This window comes from Paenibacillus massiliensis 2301065 = DSM 16942, from assembly GCF_000377505.1.
Lineage (GTDB): Bacteria > Bacillota > Bacilli > Paenibacillales > Paenibacillaceae > Paenibacillus > Paenibacillus massiliensis.
In genome coordinates this window covers 100,527-118,229 of sequence record NZ_KB898200.1, presented here as the reverse complement: position 1 = coordinate 118,229, position 17,703 = coordinate 100,527, and the positions used below count along the sequence as shown (strand labels likewise).

The following is a 17,703-nucleotide window of genomic DNA, read 5'->3' as shown; positions in this document are numbered from 1 at the left end:
CATCCTCCGGTGACAGATTGCTCCGTCTTTCCTCACTCCTCCATGCGAAGAAGTGAATTATCTGGTATTAGCTACCGTTTCCGGTAGTTATCCCAGTCCAAAGGGCAGGTTGCCTACGTGTTACTCACCCGTCCGCCGCTAACCATCAGGAGAGCAAGCTCTCCATCAAGTCCGCTCGACTTGCATGTATTAGGCACGCCGCCAGCGTTCGTCCTGAGCCAGGATCAAACTCTCCAATAAAGTTATTGAAAAGAGCGATAGCTCATTTTGAATCTGACGAGATTAATATCTCATTATATTACATCGTCCATTTGTTCAGTTTTCAAGGAACTTGTCTGACACATTCAATCGTCTGCGTCAGGAATTTGATAATATCATGTGTCGAACATTGTTGTCAACACATTTTATTTTTTGTCGTTTCCGCTCGATATATTTCATATCGGGGCAACGAATAATAATTTATCACATCCAACCTAACAAAGCAAGCTTTTTTTAATCACTGCCCTTTTACAATTGCCTAACCAAAATAATGCCCATGATGTTCTCCCCCACGCAAAAGTATTGTAGAGAGATATTCATTCCATTGATGTCTCAACAACATTAATAAAAAACGGCCCAGGGCAAGCCCGAGCCGTGCAGCATGTTACATTTACAGTTGCTAATATACAATTGTGAACTAAGGGTCAAAAAAAACCTCACTCGTATCTTCTACTCATTGCTCATTAAGCAAACGAATGAACTCATCTTCGCTTTCAATCGTATCAATACCTAGTTGCTTGGCCTTCGCCAGCTTGCTCCCCGCTTTTTCACCTGCGATAACAAGGTCCGTCTTCTTGGATACCGAGCCAGTAACATTCGCCCCAAGACGTTCCAGACGAGTAGTGGCCTCATCACGCGTGAGCTGATGGAGAGTTCCCGTAAGTACGACTGTCTTTCCACTGAAATAACTATCTGTCTGCACAGGCCCCACTGCCGCAGGAGCTTCTGCCTTGACACCAGCATTCAGCATCTTCTCAATGGCCGCACGAGTGAACGGATCTGCGAAAAAGGCCACGATGCTCTCCGCTACAATACCGCCGACATCCGGCAATTCCACTAGTTCCTCGACCGTCGCTTCCATCACACGTGTCAGATCCCGATAGTGATCAGCAAGCATACGTGTAGTAGATTTGCCCGTGTTAGGAATACCTAGCGCATACAGGAAGGAAGCCAGATCACGATCTTTGCTCTTCTCGATCGCCGCTAGCAGATTATTCGCCTTTTTCTCGCCGAACCGCTCCAGCTTCAATAACTGATCAAACTCCAGGCTGTACAGATCAGCTGGCTCACGAAGCTCCAGCTCGTCATGCAATTGGATAGCGGTCTTGTCACTGAAAGTCTCGATGTCCATCGCATCCCTGGAGGCAAAATGCGAAATACGTGCAACGATCTGCGGCTTGCAGCCCAGCTTGTTGTCACAGAACAAATGCGCACCTCGCTGCTCCAGCGGGAAGCCGCAGGCTGGACAATGATCTGGTGTGACGATTTCCTCTCCGTCCTGCTCCTCCGTCACTTTTCCCAAAATCTCAGGAATGACGTCATTGGAACGTCGAATGAACACACGTGTCCCCAGTGCAAATTTAAGATTCTTGCGTTCTATATCTCCCGCATTATTCAAGGTACAATTCTGAACGGTGACGCCCGCCAGTTCTACCGCCTCCACTCGCGCGAGCGGAGTCACCTTGCCAGTACGCCCCACATTCCAGCTTACAGATTCAAGCACAGTGGTTGTTTCTTCTGCCTCAAATTTATAGGCAACCGCCCAGCGTGGGAATTTGTCAGTATATCCAAGCACTTCACGCGTACGCATATCTGTGATCTTCACAACAGCCCCATCGATCAGAAAATCAAGCTCGGATCTTCCCTGCTCGATCTCCGTCAATTGCTCGATGACTTCCTCAAAGCTATTGAAGTAAGTCAAGTAAGGATTCACTTTAAACTGGTTATCCTTCAGGAATGCCATCATTTCCTGATGGTTGTCAAATTGAATTCCGTCACTGTAGCCCACATTGTAAAAGAAAGCATTCAGCTTGCGCTCTGCCGTGACCTTCGGATTCAGGTTGCGCAGGGCTCCTGCAGCTGCATTCCGTGCATTTTTGAGCGGCTCCGCTGCGGTCTCATTATATTTAGCCAATACAGACAGGTTCATAATCCCTTCGCCCTGCACCTCAATCGTCCCCTCACGATAGGGGATGTTCAATGGTACAGACTTAATGGTCTTGACTTGCGCAAGGATGCCCTCACCCGTGACACCGTTACCCCGAGTAGAAGCCTGAACCAGTTTGCCATCTGTATAGGTTAGATTCAAGGTTAATCCATCGAACTTGAGCTCAATTGCATAGCTCGGTACAGGGAGTGGCTGATCCGGGTTTTTGGCATTGTAATCCGTAACCAGCTTGATAACCCTAGCATTCCATGACTGAAGCTGCTCCGTATTTTGAGCCTTATCCAAGCTCCAGAGCGGAGCCAGGTGGCGATGCGGTGTAAAGCCCTTCAGAATCTCACTGCCCACGCGTTGCGTCGGAGAATCCGGTAGGCTCACGCCACTTTCCTGCTCCAGGCGAAATAGCTCGTCGTACAATACGTCATACTCCTTGTCGCTGACCAAAGGCTCATCCAAGGTGTAATAATGATAGTTATAACGGTTCAACTCAGTGACTAGCTCTTCCATTCTGTGCATAGGGTCCATTAAGAAGCCACTCCTTTATTCATTATTCCACTTTGGTAATGGGGGCGAAGCCTGCCAACAGCCGCTTGACGCCCACTGGAGCAGGGAACGCAATTTGAAGCTCCATATCATTGCCGGTGCCTTTGACTGCCACAATCGTGCCTGTTCCCCATTTGCCATGCTGCACCTTATCGCCTGCGGCAAAGGAACCGTCGCTTGCCTTGCTTGGAGCTGCTGGCTTGGCGCCTGGGCCAGATACGGTAACCCGCGAACTAGAGGTAGAGGTTGCACTGGAGCCACTACGACTCAAAGCATCGAAAGAGCGACTGCCTCCAAAATTGCTGTTTCCACTGGAGCCAAGACCTTTTCCAGCATAAGAGCCTCCGATGTTACTTCCACGTCGATAGCGATCTCTTGCCACTCCGGTATCTTCCTTAAGCTCCTCAGGAATCTCCTCCAGGAAGCGGGATGGTGGATTCGCCGTAGTCCGTCCGAACAAGGTTCTGCTCTGCGCACAGGACAAGAACAACTGCTGCTCTGCCCGAGTAATCCCTACATAAGCCAGTCGACGCTCTTCCTCCAGCTCTTCTTGGTCCAGGAAAGCACGGCTATGCGGGAATACTCCTTCTTCCATGCCCACGATAAAGACAACCGGGAACTCCAGCCCCTTGGCACTATGCATGGTCATCAGAATGACAGAATCCGCCTGCTCCTCAGGATCATCATTCATGGAATCAATATCCGCAATGAGGGCAAGGTCCGTCAGGAATGACACTAATGACTTATCATCATTCTTGTTCTCGAATTCCATCGTCACAGATAAGAACTCATCAATATTCTCCAGACGAGCTCGGGACTCCAGTGTATTTTCCTGCTGCAGCTCCATTCGGTACTGGGACATTTCCAGTATCTTTTCCGTAAGCTCCGTCACAGACAGATACTCCACCATCTGATGTAGAGCCGCAATCATATCGTAAAATTCAACGAGCGCATTACGTGTGCGTCCCGCGAAGCCTAGATCATCCACAACCTGCAGGATTCGGAAAATCGAAATACCACGCTCAGCCGCAGCACTTTGCAGCTTGGCTACCGTAGTATCACCTATTCCCCGCTTGGGCACGTTAATGATGCGAATGAGACTGATATCATCATCAGGGTTGGATAAAAGACGTAGATACGCAAGCAGATCCTTGATCTCCTTTCGATCATAGAACTTCACGCCCCCTACAATCTGGTAAGGAATATCCGACTTGATGAGTATTTCCTCCACAACCCGGGATTGCGCATTAGTACGGTACAAAATCGCATGATTGCTGTAGTTCTTGTTAGCCTTAACGTTCTTCTGAATCTCCGAAGCAATGAAGTATCCTTCATCATGCTCCGAGTCTGCCCGATAGACCTTGATCTTCGGTCCGCCTTCTTTGTCAGTCCACAGCTTCTTGGGCTTACGTCCGCTATTCTGGGCAATGACTTCATTCGCTGCGTTCAGGATATTGGAGGTCGAGCGGTAATTTTGCTCCAATAGAATCGTACGTGCCTCAGGATAATCCTCTTCAAAATTCAAAATGTTCGAGATATCTGCTCCACGCCAGCGATAGATGGACTGATCACTATCCCCTACAACACAAATACGATGATGCTTGTCTGCCAGCATGCGGGTCAGCATGTACTGGGCCCGGTTCGTATCCTGATACTCATCGACATGGATGTATTGGAATTTCTTCTGATAGAAATCCAGTACCTCCGGCACTTCCTTGAAGAGCTGAATCGTAGTCATGATCAAATCATCAAAGTCCAGAGAGTTGTTGCTCTTCAGACGCTTCTGGTACATGGTATATACTTTGGACACAATCCCCTCGAAATAATCGCCAATCTTGCGCTCATACATTTCCGGGGTCACCAGCTCGTTCTTGGCTGCACTCATCATAGCTTGTACAGCCTTAGGCTCGAATTTCTTCGTATCAATGTTCTGGTCCTTCATACATGCGCGGATCACGGAGAGCTGGTCTCCTGAGTCCAGAATGCTGAAGTTCGAGGTAAAGCCAATTCGTTCAATATCCTTGCGCAGAATTCGAACACACATGGAGTGGAATGTCGATACCCAGATGTCCCGGCCAGCTGAACCAATCAGCTTGGATACACGCTCCTGCATTTCGCGGGCCGCCTTGTTCGTAAAGGTAATCGCCAGTATGCTCCAAGGCGGGGCCTTGCGCGTAGCGATCAGGTACGCAATGCGATGCGTCAGCACGCGTGTTTTTCCCGAGCCGGCACCTGCCATGATCAGTAGGGGTCCTTCTGTCGCTTCTACCGCTTGTCGTTGCGGTGGATTGAGACGTTGTATTGCCTCATGTATATCAATCGGCTGCATGTTACGTTGCCTCCCATTTTTCATAAACTTGAATAGATAATCCATTCTGAATCACTACAAATCACTACAAATAATTACTAATCAACTAAGATAGCTACTATATAATTTGAAATTTAACTACGTAAAACATCCTTGACTGCACTTACCGTAGTTAGTGCCTGCTCCAGATCATCGTACACAATGTTACCAACAACAACGGTATCTGCGGCTGCTGCTGCTTCTGCAGCTCGCTCCGCCGTAGTTATCCCGCCGCCATAAAATAACTGTGCCTGATCTAATGAGCGATGCACACGACGAACTGTGCTCATGTCTCCATATGTTCCGCTGTATTCCAGATACACGATCGGGAGGGACATCAGTCTGTCGGCTATTTGTGCATAAGCTGCTACTGCATCCGTATCAATCCGTGCATCAGCGCCAGTCAACTTGGTCACCGTCGCATGTTCATTTAATACAATGTACCCCTCAGCTACGACGAGCTCCCACGGAATCATGTAGCCAAATCGCTCGATGCCCACACGATGCTGTCCCATAATCCAATTGGAATCCTGCGTGTTCAGCACCATCGGCACCATATACAGGTCAAAGCCAGGGACAACAGCTTCAAGCTCGGACACCTCCTGTACACACGGCAATTCATATCTGCGCACACGTGATAGCAAGTCAACGGTGTTATCATAGGTAACTCCCGAAGAGCCGCCGATCATTATAGCATCTGTGCCTGACATGCAAACAGCATCCAGCGCTTCATCCGATATACTCTTGTCCGGATCAAGCTTAAATACATGCCTCCATGCTCTTAACTGTTCCTTCAAGCCTCATTCCTCCACGTTAACGGTTAACCTGCTAGGATTAGTCTAAGACAGCGAGGGGTGCAAGTCAATTTGATGTTCGCATTTTATACGAACAATTTATACCTATTCAGAATTAGACCCTCAGGATGCTGCATTACTCGCGATTCGTATGCAATAAACAAGTACCTTCGTTCAATAGTAAACCTATAAAAGACTAATCATTGGCAGGGCAAAGGAATTAAAAAGACCTGGTATGAAAGGTCGCTTTATTTACAAGTCCTCAAACGAAGAGTCCTCTCTGTGCATATCCTTTCCGCTACTACCTGGAGATGGGACTCGAAAAGCGCATAAATGTGAATAACTTCTTAGTTGGTGGTACATTAACTAAACGCAAAACTTAGCTTCTCAACATTTTAAGGATAAAGACTGAATAACAGGGGCGATCATACCGAATTTACCCCCGAGATAAACACAATCTGTGCACAGAATGTTTATAACTAGGGATAACTTGTGGATGAACACTGTGAATATTGTGAGTAACCTGTTAGCATCTGTTTATAAACTGTGAATAAGTCTTTAATCCGCATTCTTAGGACTCATTTCTGTGGATAAAAATTGATTCCTCCGTTTTCTTTTCCACAATAGCACCTCCACTCCAACACCTAACCGCACTTCACCTTGTTGTGATAACAAAAAACCTCACCCGGCCTGAATGCCGTGATGAGGCTCAATAATAATCTAATATAGATAATGATCATGAGTGCTTGATAGCTTACGTACCATAGCTTGGTTACAATCATAACTACCTCAAAAGCTAACTAAAAGATCTTTTCGTGCTTCTCATGATTAATATGCATTTTTGAAGCCATTGCGGATGGTCAGGAAAATAATTTTGATATCGAAAAGCAACGACCAGTTCTCAATATAGAAAATGTCATGCTTAATCCGCTCCTCAATCGAGGTATCTCCGCGAAGGCCATTGCTCTGTGCCCAGCCCGTAATTCCTGGTCGCACGTGATGCTTGACCATGTATTTCGGAATTTCCTCACGAAACTGATCTACGAAGAACGGTCTTTCCGGTCGTGGCCCTACGACGCTCATATGTCCCAAGAGCACATTAAAGAACTGTGGAAGCTCATCGAGGCTCGTCTTGCGAATAAAGGAACCGAACTTTGTCCGTCTTGGATCATTCTCAATCGTCCAGCCTGTATCTGCTGCACCTGGTGGGAGTAATCGCATAGAACGGAATTTATACATATAGAATGTGCGACGGTTAAGCCCTACTCGCTCCTGCTTGAAAATAATAGGTCCGCGCGAGGTCAGCTTCACTCCGATCGCCACAGCCAGCATGACTGGTGACGTAAGTATAATCGCAAACAGCGAGAACACAATGTCGAAGGTCCGTTTGAACAGTCGATTAGCCGCGATATCCAGCGGAATATCTCTGACGTTGATCATCGGCATACCTGCAAAATTATCGAAGTAGGGACGTGCTGGCAGGTAATCAAAAAAGTCTGGAATGATCAGCGTGCGAACACCAGCTTTTTCACACTGATTAATGATTCTTGGATACTTGTGGTGAGCATCCAGCGGAAGAGCCAGAATGACTTCATCAATCATCAGTCGCTTTAAGGTAGCCTCAAGATCACCAAGCGTACCAAGAATCGGTTGATACAGACCTTCCTCCTCCTCAGACCATGTACGCTTGTCATCGAGAAATCCGATTACCTCATACCCCAGATCCGGATACTGCTGGAGATTGGCGTAGAATGTCTTGCCTAGTGTACCGGCACCAAGAATCAATACGAACTGTTTATTGTAGCCCTTCTGACGAACAGCCTTCAATACCTTCTTCACATAGTAACGATAGCACAGAATTAGCAGCACATTAGCTACCATATAGATAGCCAGATATCCACGTGAGATGTTGATTTCTTTCACAAAGAACATCACACTCAAGAGAACGAACAAGCCCACAACATGGGTCTGCAGAATCTTCATCAGATCATCGGCATATCGTTTCTTACGAGTAGTCGTATAGAGCCCGATCATAATCCCGATAGACACCGCAATGGTCCCGTAGATCAGACTCCATCCACCGTACACCTCAATAGGAAGCGGCTGCTCATACGGAATGAGCCCGCTCTCGAACTTAATGAACCAGGCAATCAGGAAGGAGAACTGAATGACTGCGAAATCTGCCAAAATATACAGTTGTGTTAGGAAACGCTGATTTCTGCGAATCATGCTTTCACCTCGGTACGTGATTCTTCATGCGTATTCGACGGTCTGGGCGGTGCAGGTGCCCTGAAACGATTCATCGCCATGGCCATTGTATATTTCAGCGCAATGCCTGACCAGACCGCTATATTCGTAATTAGATTATACCTGCTGTAATAATGCTTGCGATGAAACACCCACATAGCTCTATGAAACTCATAGATGATCTTTGGCGGACGCCGTCTGGCGCTGCCTCCCTTGATATGAACAATATATGTGCGTGGATAGTAGTAAATACCCCAACCAGCCTGCTTGATTCGGTAGCACCAGTCGATATCCTCACCATACATGAAGAAGGTCTCGTCCAGCCCTCCGACCTGGTCAATGGTCTCTCGACGCACCAGCATAAATGCCCCAACAAGCACATCTACAGGATATTCTTCATCCGGGTTCAGGTGCCCTAGCTGATACTGATTATACTTGGGATTATCGGGATAGCGCTTGGAAAAACCGAACGCATAATAAAACGACGCTGAGGGGGTAGGGAAACCCCGCTTGCATGCTTTATCCAGTGAACCGTCGGGCAAGATGACCTTACAGCCTGCTGCCCCGAGATCTGGACGGCTATCCATCAGCTCAACCATAGTCTCCAGTGTGTCCAACTGCATCAGCGTATCTGAGTTGAGCAGCAGTATGTATCGCCCAGTGGCCACATCCATGCCTTGGTTATTTGCCTTGGCAAACCCCGTGTTCTCCTCGTTCGCAATTAGCGTGACTGCTGGAAATTGTGCGTGTATTGCCTCCACAGAGCCGTCACTGGAATGATTGTCAATCACAATGACTTCATAGCTGAACCGGGTCTGTGACGCGTATACCGATGCAAGACAGTCCAAGGTTAGGCGCTGCGTGTTGTAATTGACGATCAATATGCTTACATCCATGAAAGCTAATCTCCTGACTTCATCGTAATCTATCAATGATTATAGCATATTGTGCTGCGCTGTGACGGTAGAGATGCTCCACTAAGGGATTTTTGACACAGTAAAGAAACGTCTTACATCTATGTAGACGTTTCTTTGCGAGAAAAGTTCCAGCATCTGGAGAAATATTGAATTTGGATTTCTTTTGCAGACTACAGCTTACCTATCATGTAGACTACAGCTTGCCCATTATGTAGACCAGCTTATAAATAAGATGATCTGAAGCAGACTGTCTATAGAAAGGGGTCTGAAGAATATATTGGAGTCGTCGAACAGGGCCTTTGCGGTAAGCACTCAGGAAATTGTTGATGTCCTGCAGATATGTAGGCTTGATACGTGCTCCAAAGGCAGCTACAAATTCGTCAGCCTGCCTACTGAGAATATATCGGTTTTTCCCCTTTATGAACCTTTTAACCCGTTTTACCCATTTGCTAAATAACCGGTCTGTAGCTCCCCCCAGCGCATTATGCTGATGCTGACGATACAGGATGTAAGAATTCTGATCGAACACCACCTCGCCAAAACAAGATACAGACAAATAGACCCACCAATCATGCATGATGACCTTATCCACATCTTTGGGCATCTGTTGCTTGATCAGCAGCATGGCCTCACGATTCATCAGCATCGTACAGCCTACACATACATTTTCAATCAGCGCGTTATAGGGACTGAGCTTCTTCTCCGGCATGGGTGGCCATATCTTCGTAGGATTCAAGGACTCATCAGTCATCTGCGTCGTGGAGCAATACATTAGAGGGCGTTCGTGAGCCAGCTCACTCGACCCTTCAGATTGACCTTTCAGCTTGTGAATGGCACTGATTAGCTTGGTAGGCAACCACACATCATCCTGATCACAGAACGCATAGTAATCGTACTGGTCTGAGCATTGCTCTATTAGGTCAAAAAAGCTCCGCACCACTCCTATATTGGGTGATGGCATGGTTGTAATCCGATTCGGGTATTGGCTCTCCCAATGCCGCAGCCTTTCTACTGTACTATCTTTGGAGCCATCGTCCCTGACGAGTATATGAAGCGCTACTTCTTCTTGCTTCAGCAAACTCTGCATTTGCTCATCTATGTACTTCTCACCATTGTAGGTGGACATTAGGACAAGAACTGTATACAACGGCTGTCCTCCTCTTCTAAAGCACAAATTAAAAAACCACATATATTAACAATACAAAATGAACGAATTGTTCTATCTCTGCCTCACCCTTCAAAGTATATTACGTGTCTCAAGCGGCATGCAATCTACAACTCCCTAAAACAAATAACCTCACCACTCCAGTTAACGCTGGAGGGCGAGGTGGCTTTTCATAAACAGTGTATGATTCGGTATAGGCTAAGCTGAAAGCTCCTTGAGAAAATCCTTCAGTGCTTCACGCCAAGGCCGCAAGTCACTGAAGCCATTCGTACGAATTGACAGATGCTCCATCACCGAATTAGCTGGACGATGAGCCGGGCGTGGGAACTGATCTGTAGTGCAAGGGTGCAGTTCCGCTTGAATGGTAAGCCCCATAATGTCCCGAGCTTCCTCAAAAATGGCTTGCGTGAACTCATACCAGGTGCAGGCACCACTGCCTGAGGCATGATATATTCCATATTTCTCAGTGAGCATCAGCTCAGACAGAAAATGCACCAAATCCACGGTATACGTAGGTGAACCCTTTTGATCGTGTACGACCTGAAGACTCGGCTTCTCCTGTCCAAGCTTCAGCATGGTCTTCACAAAATTATTGCCGTGTAAGCCATACACCCAAGAAGTACGCACAATGAAATAACGTGAAGATAGCGTCTGGGCATGAACCTCACCAGCTCGCTTGGATTTACCATAGATCGACTGAGGGTTCGTATTGTCATACTCATGATAAGGCTGCTCCGATTGGCCATCGAAGACATAGTCCGTACTAATGTAAATGAGCTTTGCACCTACCTGTTCAGCAGCGACGGCCAGATTACGTGTACCTACTGCATTGACACGATAAGCACCGTCCACGTCTGTCTCAGCAGCATCTACAGCCGTATACGCTGCACAATGGACAATAGCGTCTGGCTTAAAGGCTGTAACGGCATCTAACGTCTGCTGCTGGTCTGTAATATCGAGTTGCGCACGATCACTGGCTAGTACTTCGTGGCCTTGTTCCCTGAAAATGCGTACGGCATCTGTCCCCAGTTGCCCAGCCGCTCCCGTCACCATGACTTTCATCTATTGATCCCCCAAGCGGGAGGCATATTGCTGCTGATAGTATGCTTGATAGTCTCCGGACTGAATGCGCGTCCACCACTCTTTATTGGCCAGATACCATTGAATCGTTTCTTTAATCCCCGTCTCAAAATTATGCTTCGGCTTCCAGCCCAGTTCATTCATCGTCTTGGTCGGGTCAATACCGTAGCGGCGGTCATGGCCAGGACGGTCCTCTACATAGGAAATCAGTGACTCTGGCTTACCAAGCTCGGCAAGGATCGTCTTAACGATGTGCACATTGGTACGCTCATTGTTGCCACCAATATTGTAGACCTCCCCAAGCTTACCGTTATGAATGACCAGATCAATGGCACTGCAATGGTCCTCTACATACAACCAATCACGGATGTTCAGGCCATCCCCGTACACAGGCAATTGCTGATCATTTAACGCACGAGAGATCATAAGCGGAATCAGCTTCTCTGGGAACTGATAAGGGCCGTAGTTGTTGGAGCAACGCGTGATGTTCACAGGCAAGCCAAAAGTCTCATGATAGGCGCGCACGAGCAAGTCCCCGCCCGCCTTCGACGCGGAGTAAGGACTGTTTGGCTGCAAAGGTGTCTCTTCAGTGAAGAGTCCTGTCTCGCCCAGGGAGCCGTAGACTTCATCAGTGGATACCTGTACAAATTTGGTTACACCATACTTCTTCGCTGCATCCAGCAGCACTTGGGTTCCCAGCACATTGGTCTTCACGAATACTTCAGGCTCCAAAATACTCCGGTCTACATGCGATTCAGCCGCAAAGTTGACAACAACATCAATCCCTTGCTGCATCAGTTGATCAATAGCCTGAGCGTCCGTAATATCAGCCTTCACGAAGGTATGATTGGGGTTTTGTTCGATGGATTTCAAATTCTCCAGATTTCCTGCGTAGGTAAGCGCATCGATATTGATAATCTGATAATCTGGGTGCTGCTGCAGCATATACATGACAAAATTACTGCCGATAAAGCCGGCGCCGCCGGTGACGAGAAGTTTCATAAAGTCCTCCTACATACTCTTGCTTTTAAATAATATATGCCCCGTATAAACTTTTGACCCAGTCCAAAGTAGAATTTTCATAAAAATAAGATACTAATGTACATCAGTATCTCATTTCAATGATGTTGTTAACGTTGTAATTAACTATTCACACCAGAACTTCAGTTAATCAAAATTATTATCCGCATCTGCCAGCACAGGATGTACCCTATCCTTATCCGATAATACGGGATACGAAGTAGGCCAATCAATGGACAGCGCCGGATCATTCCAGAGAATCCCACGATCATGATCTGGAGAATAATACTCGTCAACTTTGTATATAACCTGTGTATTCGGAACAAGTGTGCAGAACCCGTGTGCAAACCCCTTCGGAACCAACAGCTGTCGTTTATTGTGTTCACTTAAAATGACTCCGACCCACTGACCAAAGGTCGGGGAGGATTTACGAATATCTACAATTACATCGTAAATGGCACCTGCAATTACACGAACAAGCTTTGTTTGAGCTTTAGGGCTAAGCTGATAATGTAGACCACGGATTACGCCAGTTTCAACGGATAAGGAGTGATTATCCTGTATGAACGTGTAATTTATTCCACTTTCCTTCATAGTCTGTTCATTGTAGCTTTCCATAAAGAAACCGCGATGATCACCGTGTGCTATCGGTTCTAGAATTTGAGCACCCTCTAGTTTCAAAGGAGTAACTTTCATTTGGACTTATCCTCCTTTATTACAACTTCAACTTACCGAACTCTTCCCCAAAAACGATTTCCTTTGCCAACTCGTTAGCACGTGCAAGTGATGAATGCGTCCCCGCATCTGTCCACCACCCTTGCAATACATCATAAGTTAACGTACCTCTATTTATATATGCATTATTAACGTCTGTGATTTCCAATTCACCACGACTGGATGGCTTAAGTGTTTTTACAATGTCAAAGACATGATGGTCAAACATGTATATTCCGGTAACTGCGTAATCACTTTTGGGATTTAAAGGCTTCTCTTCAATCGAAATAATATGACTTCCGTGTAACTCGGCAACGCCAAATCGTTGAGGATCATGTACTTTTTGCAGAAGAAGCTTGGCTCCATGAGCTTGCTCATCAAACCTGTTCACATAAGGAGTAATATCATCTTCAAATACATTATCCCCCAGAATGACTACCATCTTTTCGTTACCTATAAACTGTTCTGCCAAATCAAGGGCCTGAGCAATCCCCCCGGCCTCATCTTGAACTTTATAAGTAAACGTAACTCCCATCTCTTTGCCGCTACCGAGCAAATTAACTACATCACCCATATGCTCTTTTCCGGTCACAATTAATATATCTTTAATCCCTGCTTTTCTTAGTTTGTAAATGGAATGAAAGATCATAGGATACTTCCCAACGGGTAGCAAGTGCTTATTAGTTACCTTCGTTAAAGGAAATAGACGAGTTCCAGTCCCGCCTGCAAGAATAATCCCCTTCATTTTTCACTCTCCCAAACATTTTTTCACCAAACCACATCAACTTAATTTATAAATTCAAATAAGAATATATTCAAGACCTTATAAATGAAAATAATCTTGACATAGGTATATACCCTAAGTTTATAGAACCGTGCTCCAATAATTTGAATAGAAGCACTTTGTCTATGTGATGTCTTTCAAAACCTTGAAAAAAATATCCCCAAAATTCTTCATTATGAATGTAATGCTGTTCTTTGATAAATAATTCGATATACTTTTCGGGATGTTTATAAAAAAGTAGTGCATCATGTGTGAAAAAATGATTCCTATTTTCTTCTACTTTTTTTCTTTCAGAAGGATGTAACACTTTCACATTTTCGGAAAATTGAATTTCACCCAAGCTTTCTAATCTCCAGCCTAGATCTGTATCTTCTCGAAAATGAGGGTTGTTGAACCTTTCGTCGAATCCAGCAACTTTCTGAAAACACTCCCTTCTTACAAACAGGTTGGCAGTCATAAAACCTACATTTTCGAGGCCAAAGTTAGATACAACTCGATATTTTTGGGGATTTGTCTTGAATCGTTCTGGGTAAATACGCCCTTCTAATCCAACGATATCTTGAGCCTGGAACATAGCATAGGCTTTTTCTAGCCAGTCCTTAGCGGGAATGCAATCATCATCTGTAAAAGCAATAATTGCTCCGTCACCATACTTAGCACCGTAGTTACGAGCTAGACCCGCTCCACGAAACGTTACATGATGATATTGGATATTCAATTTATTCTCAAATTCACAGACATCAAACGGCAGCTGAGATTGATCGACTACTATAACATCAAATTTTTTAAAACTACTTTGGCAAAGTCGACGTAAAAGTTTAAGGAGATAACCATGACGCTCAAAAGTAGGTATTACAACTGAAATCTCGACTTCATTTCTTGACATACTTTTTTGGATATCTCCTTCCAACTATAGTTGGCCTCAACCATTTTCCTACCTTGTTGTGCAACTTTAATACGCCGATTCTCGTCGCTAAGAATTTCTTTTAGATGATGCTCAAACATACCTATATCTGCTATAACTATAGCTTCCTTCCCCTCATATAGGTTATATTCCAAAACATCTATACCTCTAGAACCAAGTGGCGTGGAAATAACCGGCAAACCCGACTCCATATAAGTGAATACTTTAACGTTGCTTCCTGAACCCTCCTGAATTGGATTTAATCCGGCATCAGCTAGATCATAAATCTCCTTCAAGTTTTTTTCATGAAGCAATCCCACCATATGAACATTCGGCGATAAATCATTTGACCTTATTATATTATTCAGGTCCCCAGTAATTACAAAATCAATGTCTGGCGATGAAGATGCAATTTGGTTTAAATAACGTACAGCTGTGATATTGGGACCAAAGTAGCTTCCGGAGAAGACTACTGAATATCTCCTATTAAATCCCCATTTCTTCTTCAGCTTGTGCTTTATATTGTAACTGGTATTTGTATAAATTGAATTTATTGATACCCCGTTAGGAGCTAGGACTAGTTTATCTGGCACTACTTCAAATATTGAATGAAATTGCTTAAGGTCTCTGGTTGAGCAAGTTAATACCAAATCAGCATCATGAACAAGCTCGTTTTCAATTTCTACTATTTCCTTAAGTAGATTCCATCCATTTCTTTTGTATTCCTGGCTCAAAAGATCCTTCGCTCTTAAAAAAGACTCGACATTTTGAGAATCATACACTAGAAACTGTGATTCAGAATCTAAAAATGGCTTTAAAACTTGATAGCTCCATGGATGTGAGAAAACAACTATATCTGCTTCCTTCATATAACGAATAGATTCATTAATATAATCCCTAGAAAGTTGAGCAAATCTGTGAAAAGCCAGGTCAAACAAATTCAAACTGGGAAATAAAGCATTGGCAGTATGCAACTCAGAAAAATGCTCTTCGCTACAAGGAACCAATATTTCATTGGAATTACTACCAAACCGCTTCACTGTTTTTTTTTGATTCGGAACATCAAAAGTCCCTACATAATTCAATCGAAATTCTTCAGGAATATTCCCCCATATCCCTGCAAGCCGTAAGCGACCACCAGCAATAGCGGGTAAAATAGGTTGAATATCTGATACGAAAATACGGATTGGTGAGTTATTTCTTTTTACCAAAGTTTCACCCTATTCCTTGTCAACTTTAGATTTCAAATCTTCTATTATCACATGCTGTAGATATAGAAGGTTAATTAGTGTAGCATGAAATTGGTTGTGATAGCGTATATAAGGTGAAGCGCCAATCCGCCATACTTTCCTATACAGATTAAGTATTCTTTTTTTAAAAGTCTTTGTTTCTTGCCGCTCAAAATCTGTAGAGAAATCTCTCATTAAATATAGAGACTTATACAGACGATCATATAATTCATTAATATCTGGGGCGGATTCCAAGTGCCCTTCCTCTTTAAGAAGATTCAACAGGTTTTCATGAGCAGTTGTACTAGATTTCTCATCTTGATTTGTTCTTTTCATATTCCATCCTTCCAACTCCTTATTATGTTTGCCATGGATTTGAGTTCTTCGTTATCACCAATAACTTCCACTTTAGTTTTGCTAACATACCGCCCGTATCTCCGTAGTAGATCTTCTACGCTAAAGCCAGATCTTAGATCATACAATTCTAGTAATGTAAAATCGAAGTCGACATATTTCTCAACGGGAAACTGCCTTAGAAGCGAGACAAAGATAACCTTATTGTTCTGAGCTATATAGCTCTTCACTTTCTCCCAGGAGTCACTATCAGCCTGCAATTGATTTTCAGAAAATATTATTATTAATTCTCCAACTTGGCGAATATTAAACTCAATTTCAGCTCTCTTCTCTCTGCCAAAGAGATACCCTGAGTACATTTGATCAGTAATTGGAATAGGTTCTGGTGAATAAGTACCTTGGCGCATTTTGGCTTGTCTTAAATAAAAACCAGCATCACCCATATGGTTTTCACCAGAGCCAACTCCATAAGAATAGAATTTCTTTAAGCAATCTTCCCATGTTCTTGGAATGTCCCAATACACATACGCCGCTTTGTTAAATACCCAATGAGTACTTATATTTCGATAAAAAATATCGAAAAGAGCATCTTCCCCAGTAAAACTTAAAAACTCTGGAAACCCTCCCATGGATAAAAAAGCTGATCTTCGTACTGCCATTGTCTTTCCTGCTGGTAAGTAATTATGCCACTCTCCGAAGCCTTCCCAGCCATAAATAAAATGCTCAGCGAATTTATCGTCAACAGCATAGAAGATTGCTCCTACCAACTCTGCATCGGGATACTCAAGTAATGCGCCTACCATATTTCTAGTGTAACTTTCATCAAGAATATTGCCAGCATCAGCCATAACAATAAGTTCATGCTTAGCTTCTTTGATCGCTAAATTGCGTTGTTCTGAGATACTCTTGCTATTGATTTCAATTACACGATAGTTAACTTTACTTCGCTTTGAAAACTCCTGAATAACAGCAACGGTACCATCATTAGATCCACCATCTACAATAATGACTTCTTTAGGTAATAACTGTTGTTTTTCGATACTTTCCAAGTATTCCACGATATCTTGGGCTTCATTCTTGACTGGTGTTATTAGGGAAAACTCTGCATCTACAAGTTCATCATAGTTCTTATCAATTACAGTTACTTCAATATCCTTTAATAACTTCAAGCCATCATATGGATTGTAGTAGCCTTCGTTAACTGCAACCTGAATAGGTGAATCTTCTCGAACGGCCTTATATAGCACTCGTTTTGCTATACTTTTTACACTTTTCATTAAATCCATTACGTATCAATCCCTTTTCTAAAAGTCAGACTCTTACCCAGAAATAAGACATGCCTACTGTTAGTATCTCATCTAACATAACATGCTCCTATGTAGTCAATCGTCCAAACCCTTTA

The 17,703-nt window shown here is 44.3% G+C and carries 14 protein-coding genes and 1 rRNA gene; all 15 read right to left on the bottom strand.

The annotated features are described in order from the left end of the window. Nucleotides 1-240, bottom strand: a 16S ribosomal RNA gene (locus tag D328_RS0124410); the annotation flags it as partial. Nucleotides 241-712: 472 nt separating this feature from the next. Then, the gene (gene ligA, locus D328_RS0124405; protein ID WP_018887679.1) at nt 713-2,728 is read right to left on the bottom strand and encodes an NAD-dependent DNA ligase LigA; all 2,016 of its coding nucleotides are present in this window, start codon (nt 2,726-2,728) and stop codon (nt 713-715) included. 22 nt (nt 2,729-2,750) lie between these two features. After that, nucleotides 2,751-5,075: a DNA helicase PcrA gene (gene pcrA, locus D328_RS0124400; RefSeq protein ID WP_018887678.1), complete on the bottom strand. Its 2,325-nt coding sequence runs from the start codon at nt 5,073-5,075 to the stop codon at nt 2,751-2,753. 113 nt (nt 5,076-5,188) lie between these two features. Beyond that, nucleotides 5,189-5,890, bottom strand: a complete 702-nt coding sequence (pcrB, locus tag D328_RS0124395) for a heptaprenylglyceryl phosphate synthase (protein ID WP_018887677.1) — start codon at nt 5,888-5,890, stop codon at nt 5,189-5,191. 825 nt (nt 5,891-6,715) lie between these two features. Beyond that, a complete protein-coding gene (locus D328_RS0124390; protein WP_018887676.1) occupies nt 6,716-8,116 on the bottom strand; it encodes an undecaprenyl-phosphate glucose phosphotransferase in 1,401 nt (466 codons plus the stop codon). Next, nucleotides 8,113-9,030, bottom strand: coding sequence for a glycosyltransferase family 2 protein (locus D328_RS0124385; RefSeq protein ID WP_018887675.1), 918 nt, complete (start codon nt 9,028-9,030; stop codon nt 8,113-8,115). The genes D328_RS0124390 and D328_RS0124385 overlap by 4 nt, the downstream gene beginning before the upstream one ends. A 214-nt stretch (nt 9,031-9,244) precedes the next feature. Continuing rightward, complete coding sequence (locus D328_RS0124380) at nt 9,245-10,198, bottom strand: glycosyltransferase family 2 protein (protein ID WP_018887674.1); 954 nt, start codon at nt 10,196-10,198, stop codon at nt 9,245-9,247. 216 nt (nt 10,199-10,414) lie between these two features. Then, the gene (gene rfbD / locus D328_RS0124375; RefSeq protein WP_018887673.1) at nt 10,415-11,278 is read right to left on the bottom strand and encodes a dTDP-4-dehydrorhamnose reductase; all 864 of its coding nucleotides are present in this window, start codon (nt 11,276-11,278) and stop codon (nt 10,415-10,417) included. Further along, nucleotides 11,279-12,298, bottom strand: a complete 1,020-nt coding sequence (rfbB, locus tag D328_RS0124370) for a dTDP-glucose 4,6-dehydratase (RefSeq protein WP_018887672.1) — start codon at nt 12,296-12,298, stop codon at nt 11,279-11,281. A 165-nt stretch (nt 12,299-12,463) separates the two neighbouring features. Then, a complete protein-coding gene (gene rfbC / locus D328_RS0124365) occupies nt 12,464-13,012 on the bottom strand; it encodes a dTDP-4-dehydrorhamnose 3,5-epimerase (protein WP_018887671.1) in 549 nt (182 codons plus the stop codon). A gap of 19 nt (nt 13,013-13,031) precedes the next feature. Further along, entirely contained in the window at nt 13,032-13,775 is a 744-nt protein-coding gene (locus D328_RS0124360; RefSeq protein ID WP_018887670.1) for a sugar phosphate nucleotidyltransferase, read from the bottom strand. Nucleotides 13,776-13,845: 70 nt separating this feature from the next. Next, complete coding sequence (locus D328_RS0124355) at nt 13,846-14,700, bottom strand: glycosyltransferase family 2 protein (RefSeq protein WP_018887669.1); 855 nt, start codon at nt 14,698-14,700, stop codon at nt 13,846-13,848. Then, on the bottom strand, nt 14,667-15,929 hold the full coding sequence (locus D328_RS0124350; RefSeq protein ID WP_018887668.1) for a glycosyltransferase family 4 protein: 1,263 nt from the start codon (nt 15,927-15,929) through the stop codon (nt 14,667-14,669). The genes D328_RS0124355 and D328_RS0124350 overlap by 34 nt, the downstream gene beginning before the upstream one ends. 9 nt (nt 15,930-15,938) lie before the next feature. Further along, complete coding sequence (locus D328_RS0124345; RefSeq protein WP_018887667.1) at nt 15,939-16,283, bottom strand: hypothetical protein; 345 nt, start codon at nt 16,281-16,283, stop codon at nt 15,939-15,941. Beyond that, on the bottom strand, nt 16,280-17,587 hold the full coding sequence (locus D328_RS0124340) for a glycosyltransferase (RefSeq protein WP_018887666.1): 1,308 nt from the start codon (nt 17,585-17,587) through the stop codon (nt 16,280-16,282). Before D328_RS0124340 ends, D328_RS0124345 begins: the two co-directional genes overlap by 4 nt. Nucleotides 17,588-17,703 lie beyond the last annotated feature (116 nt).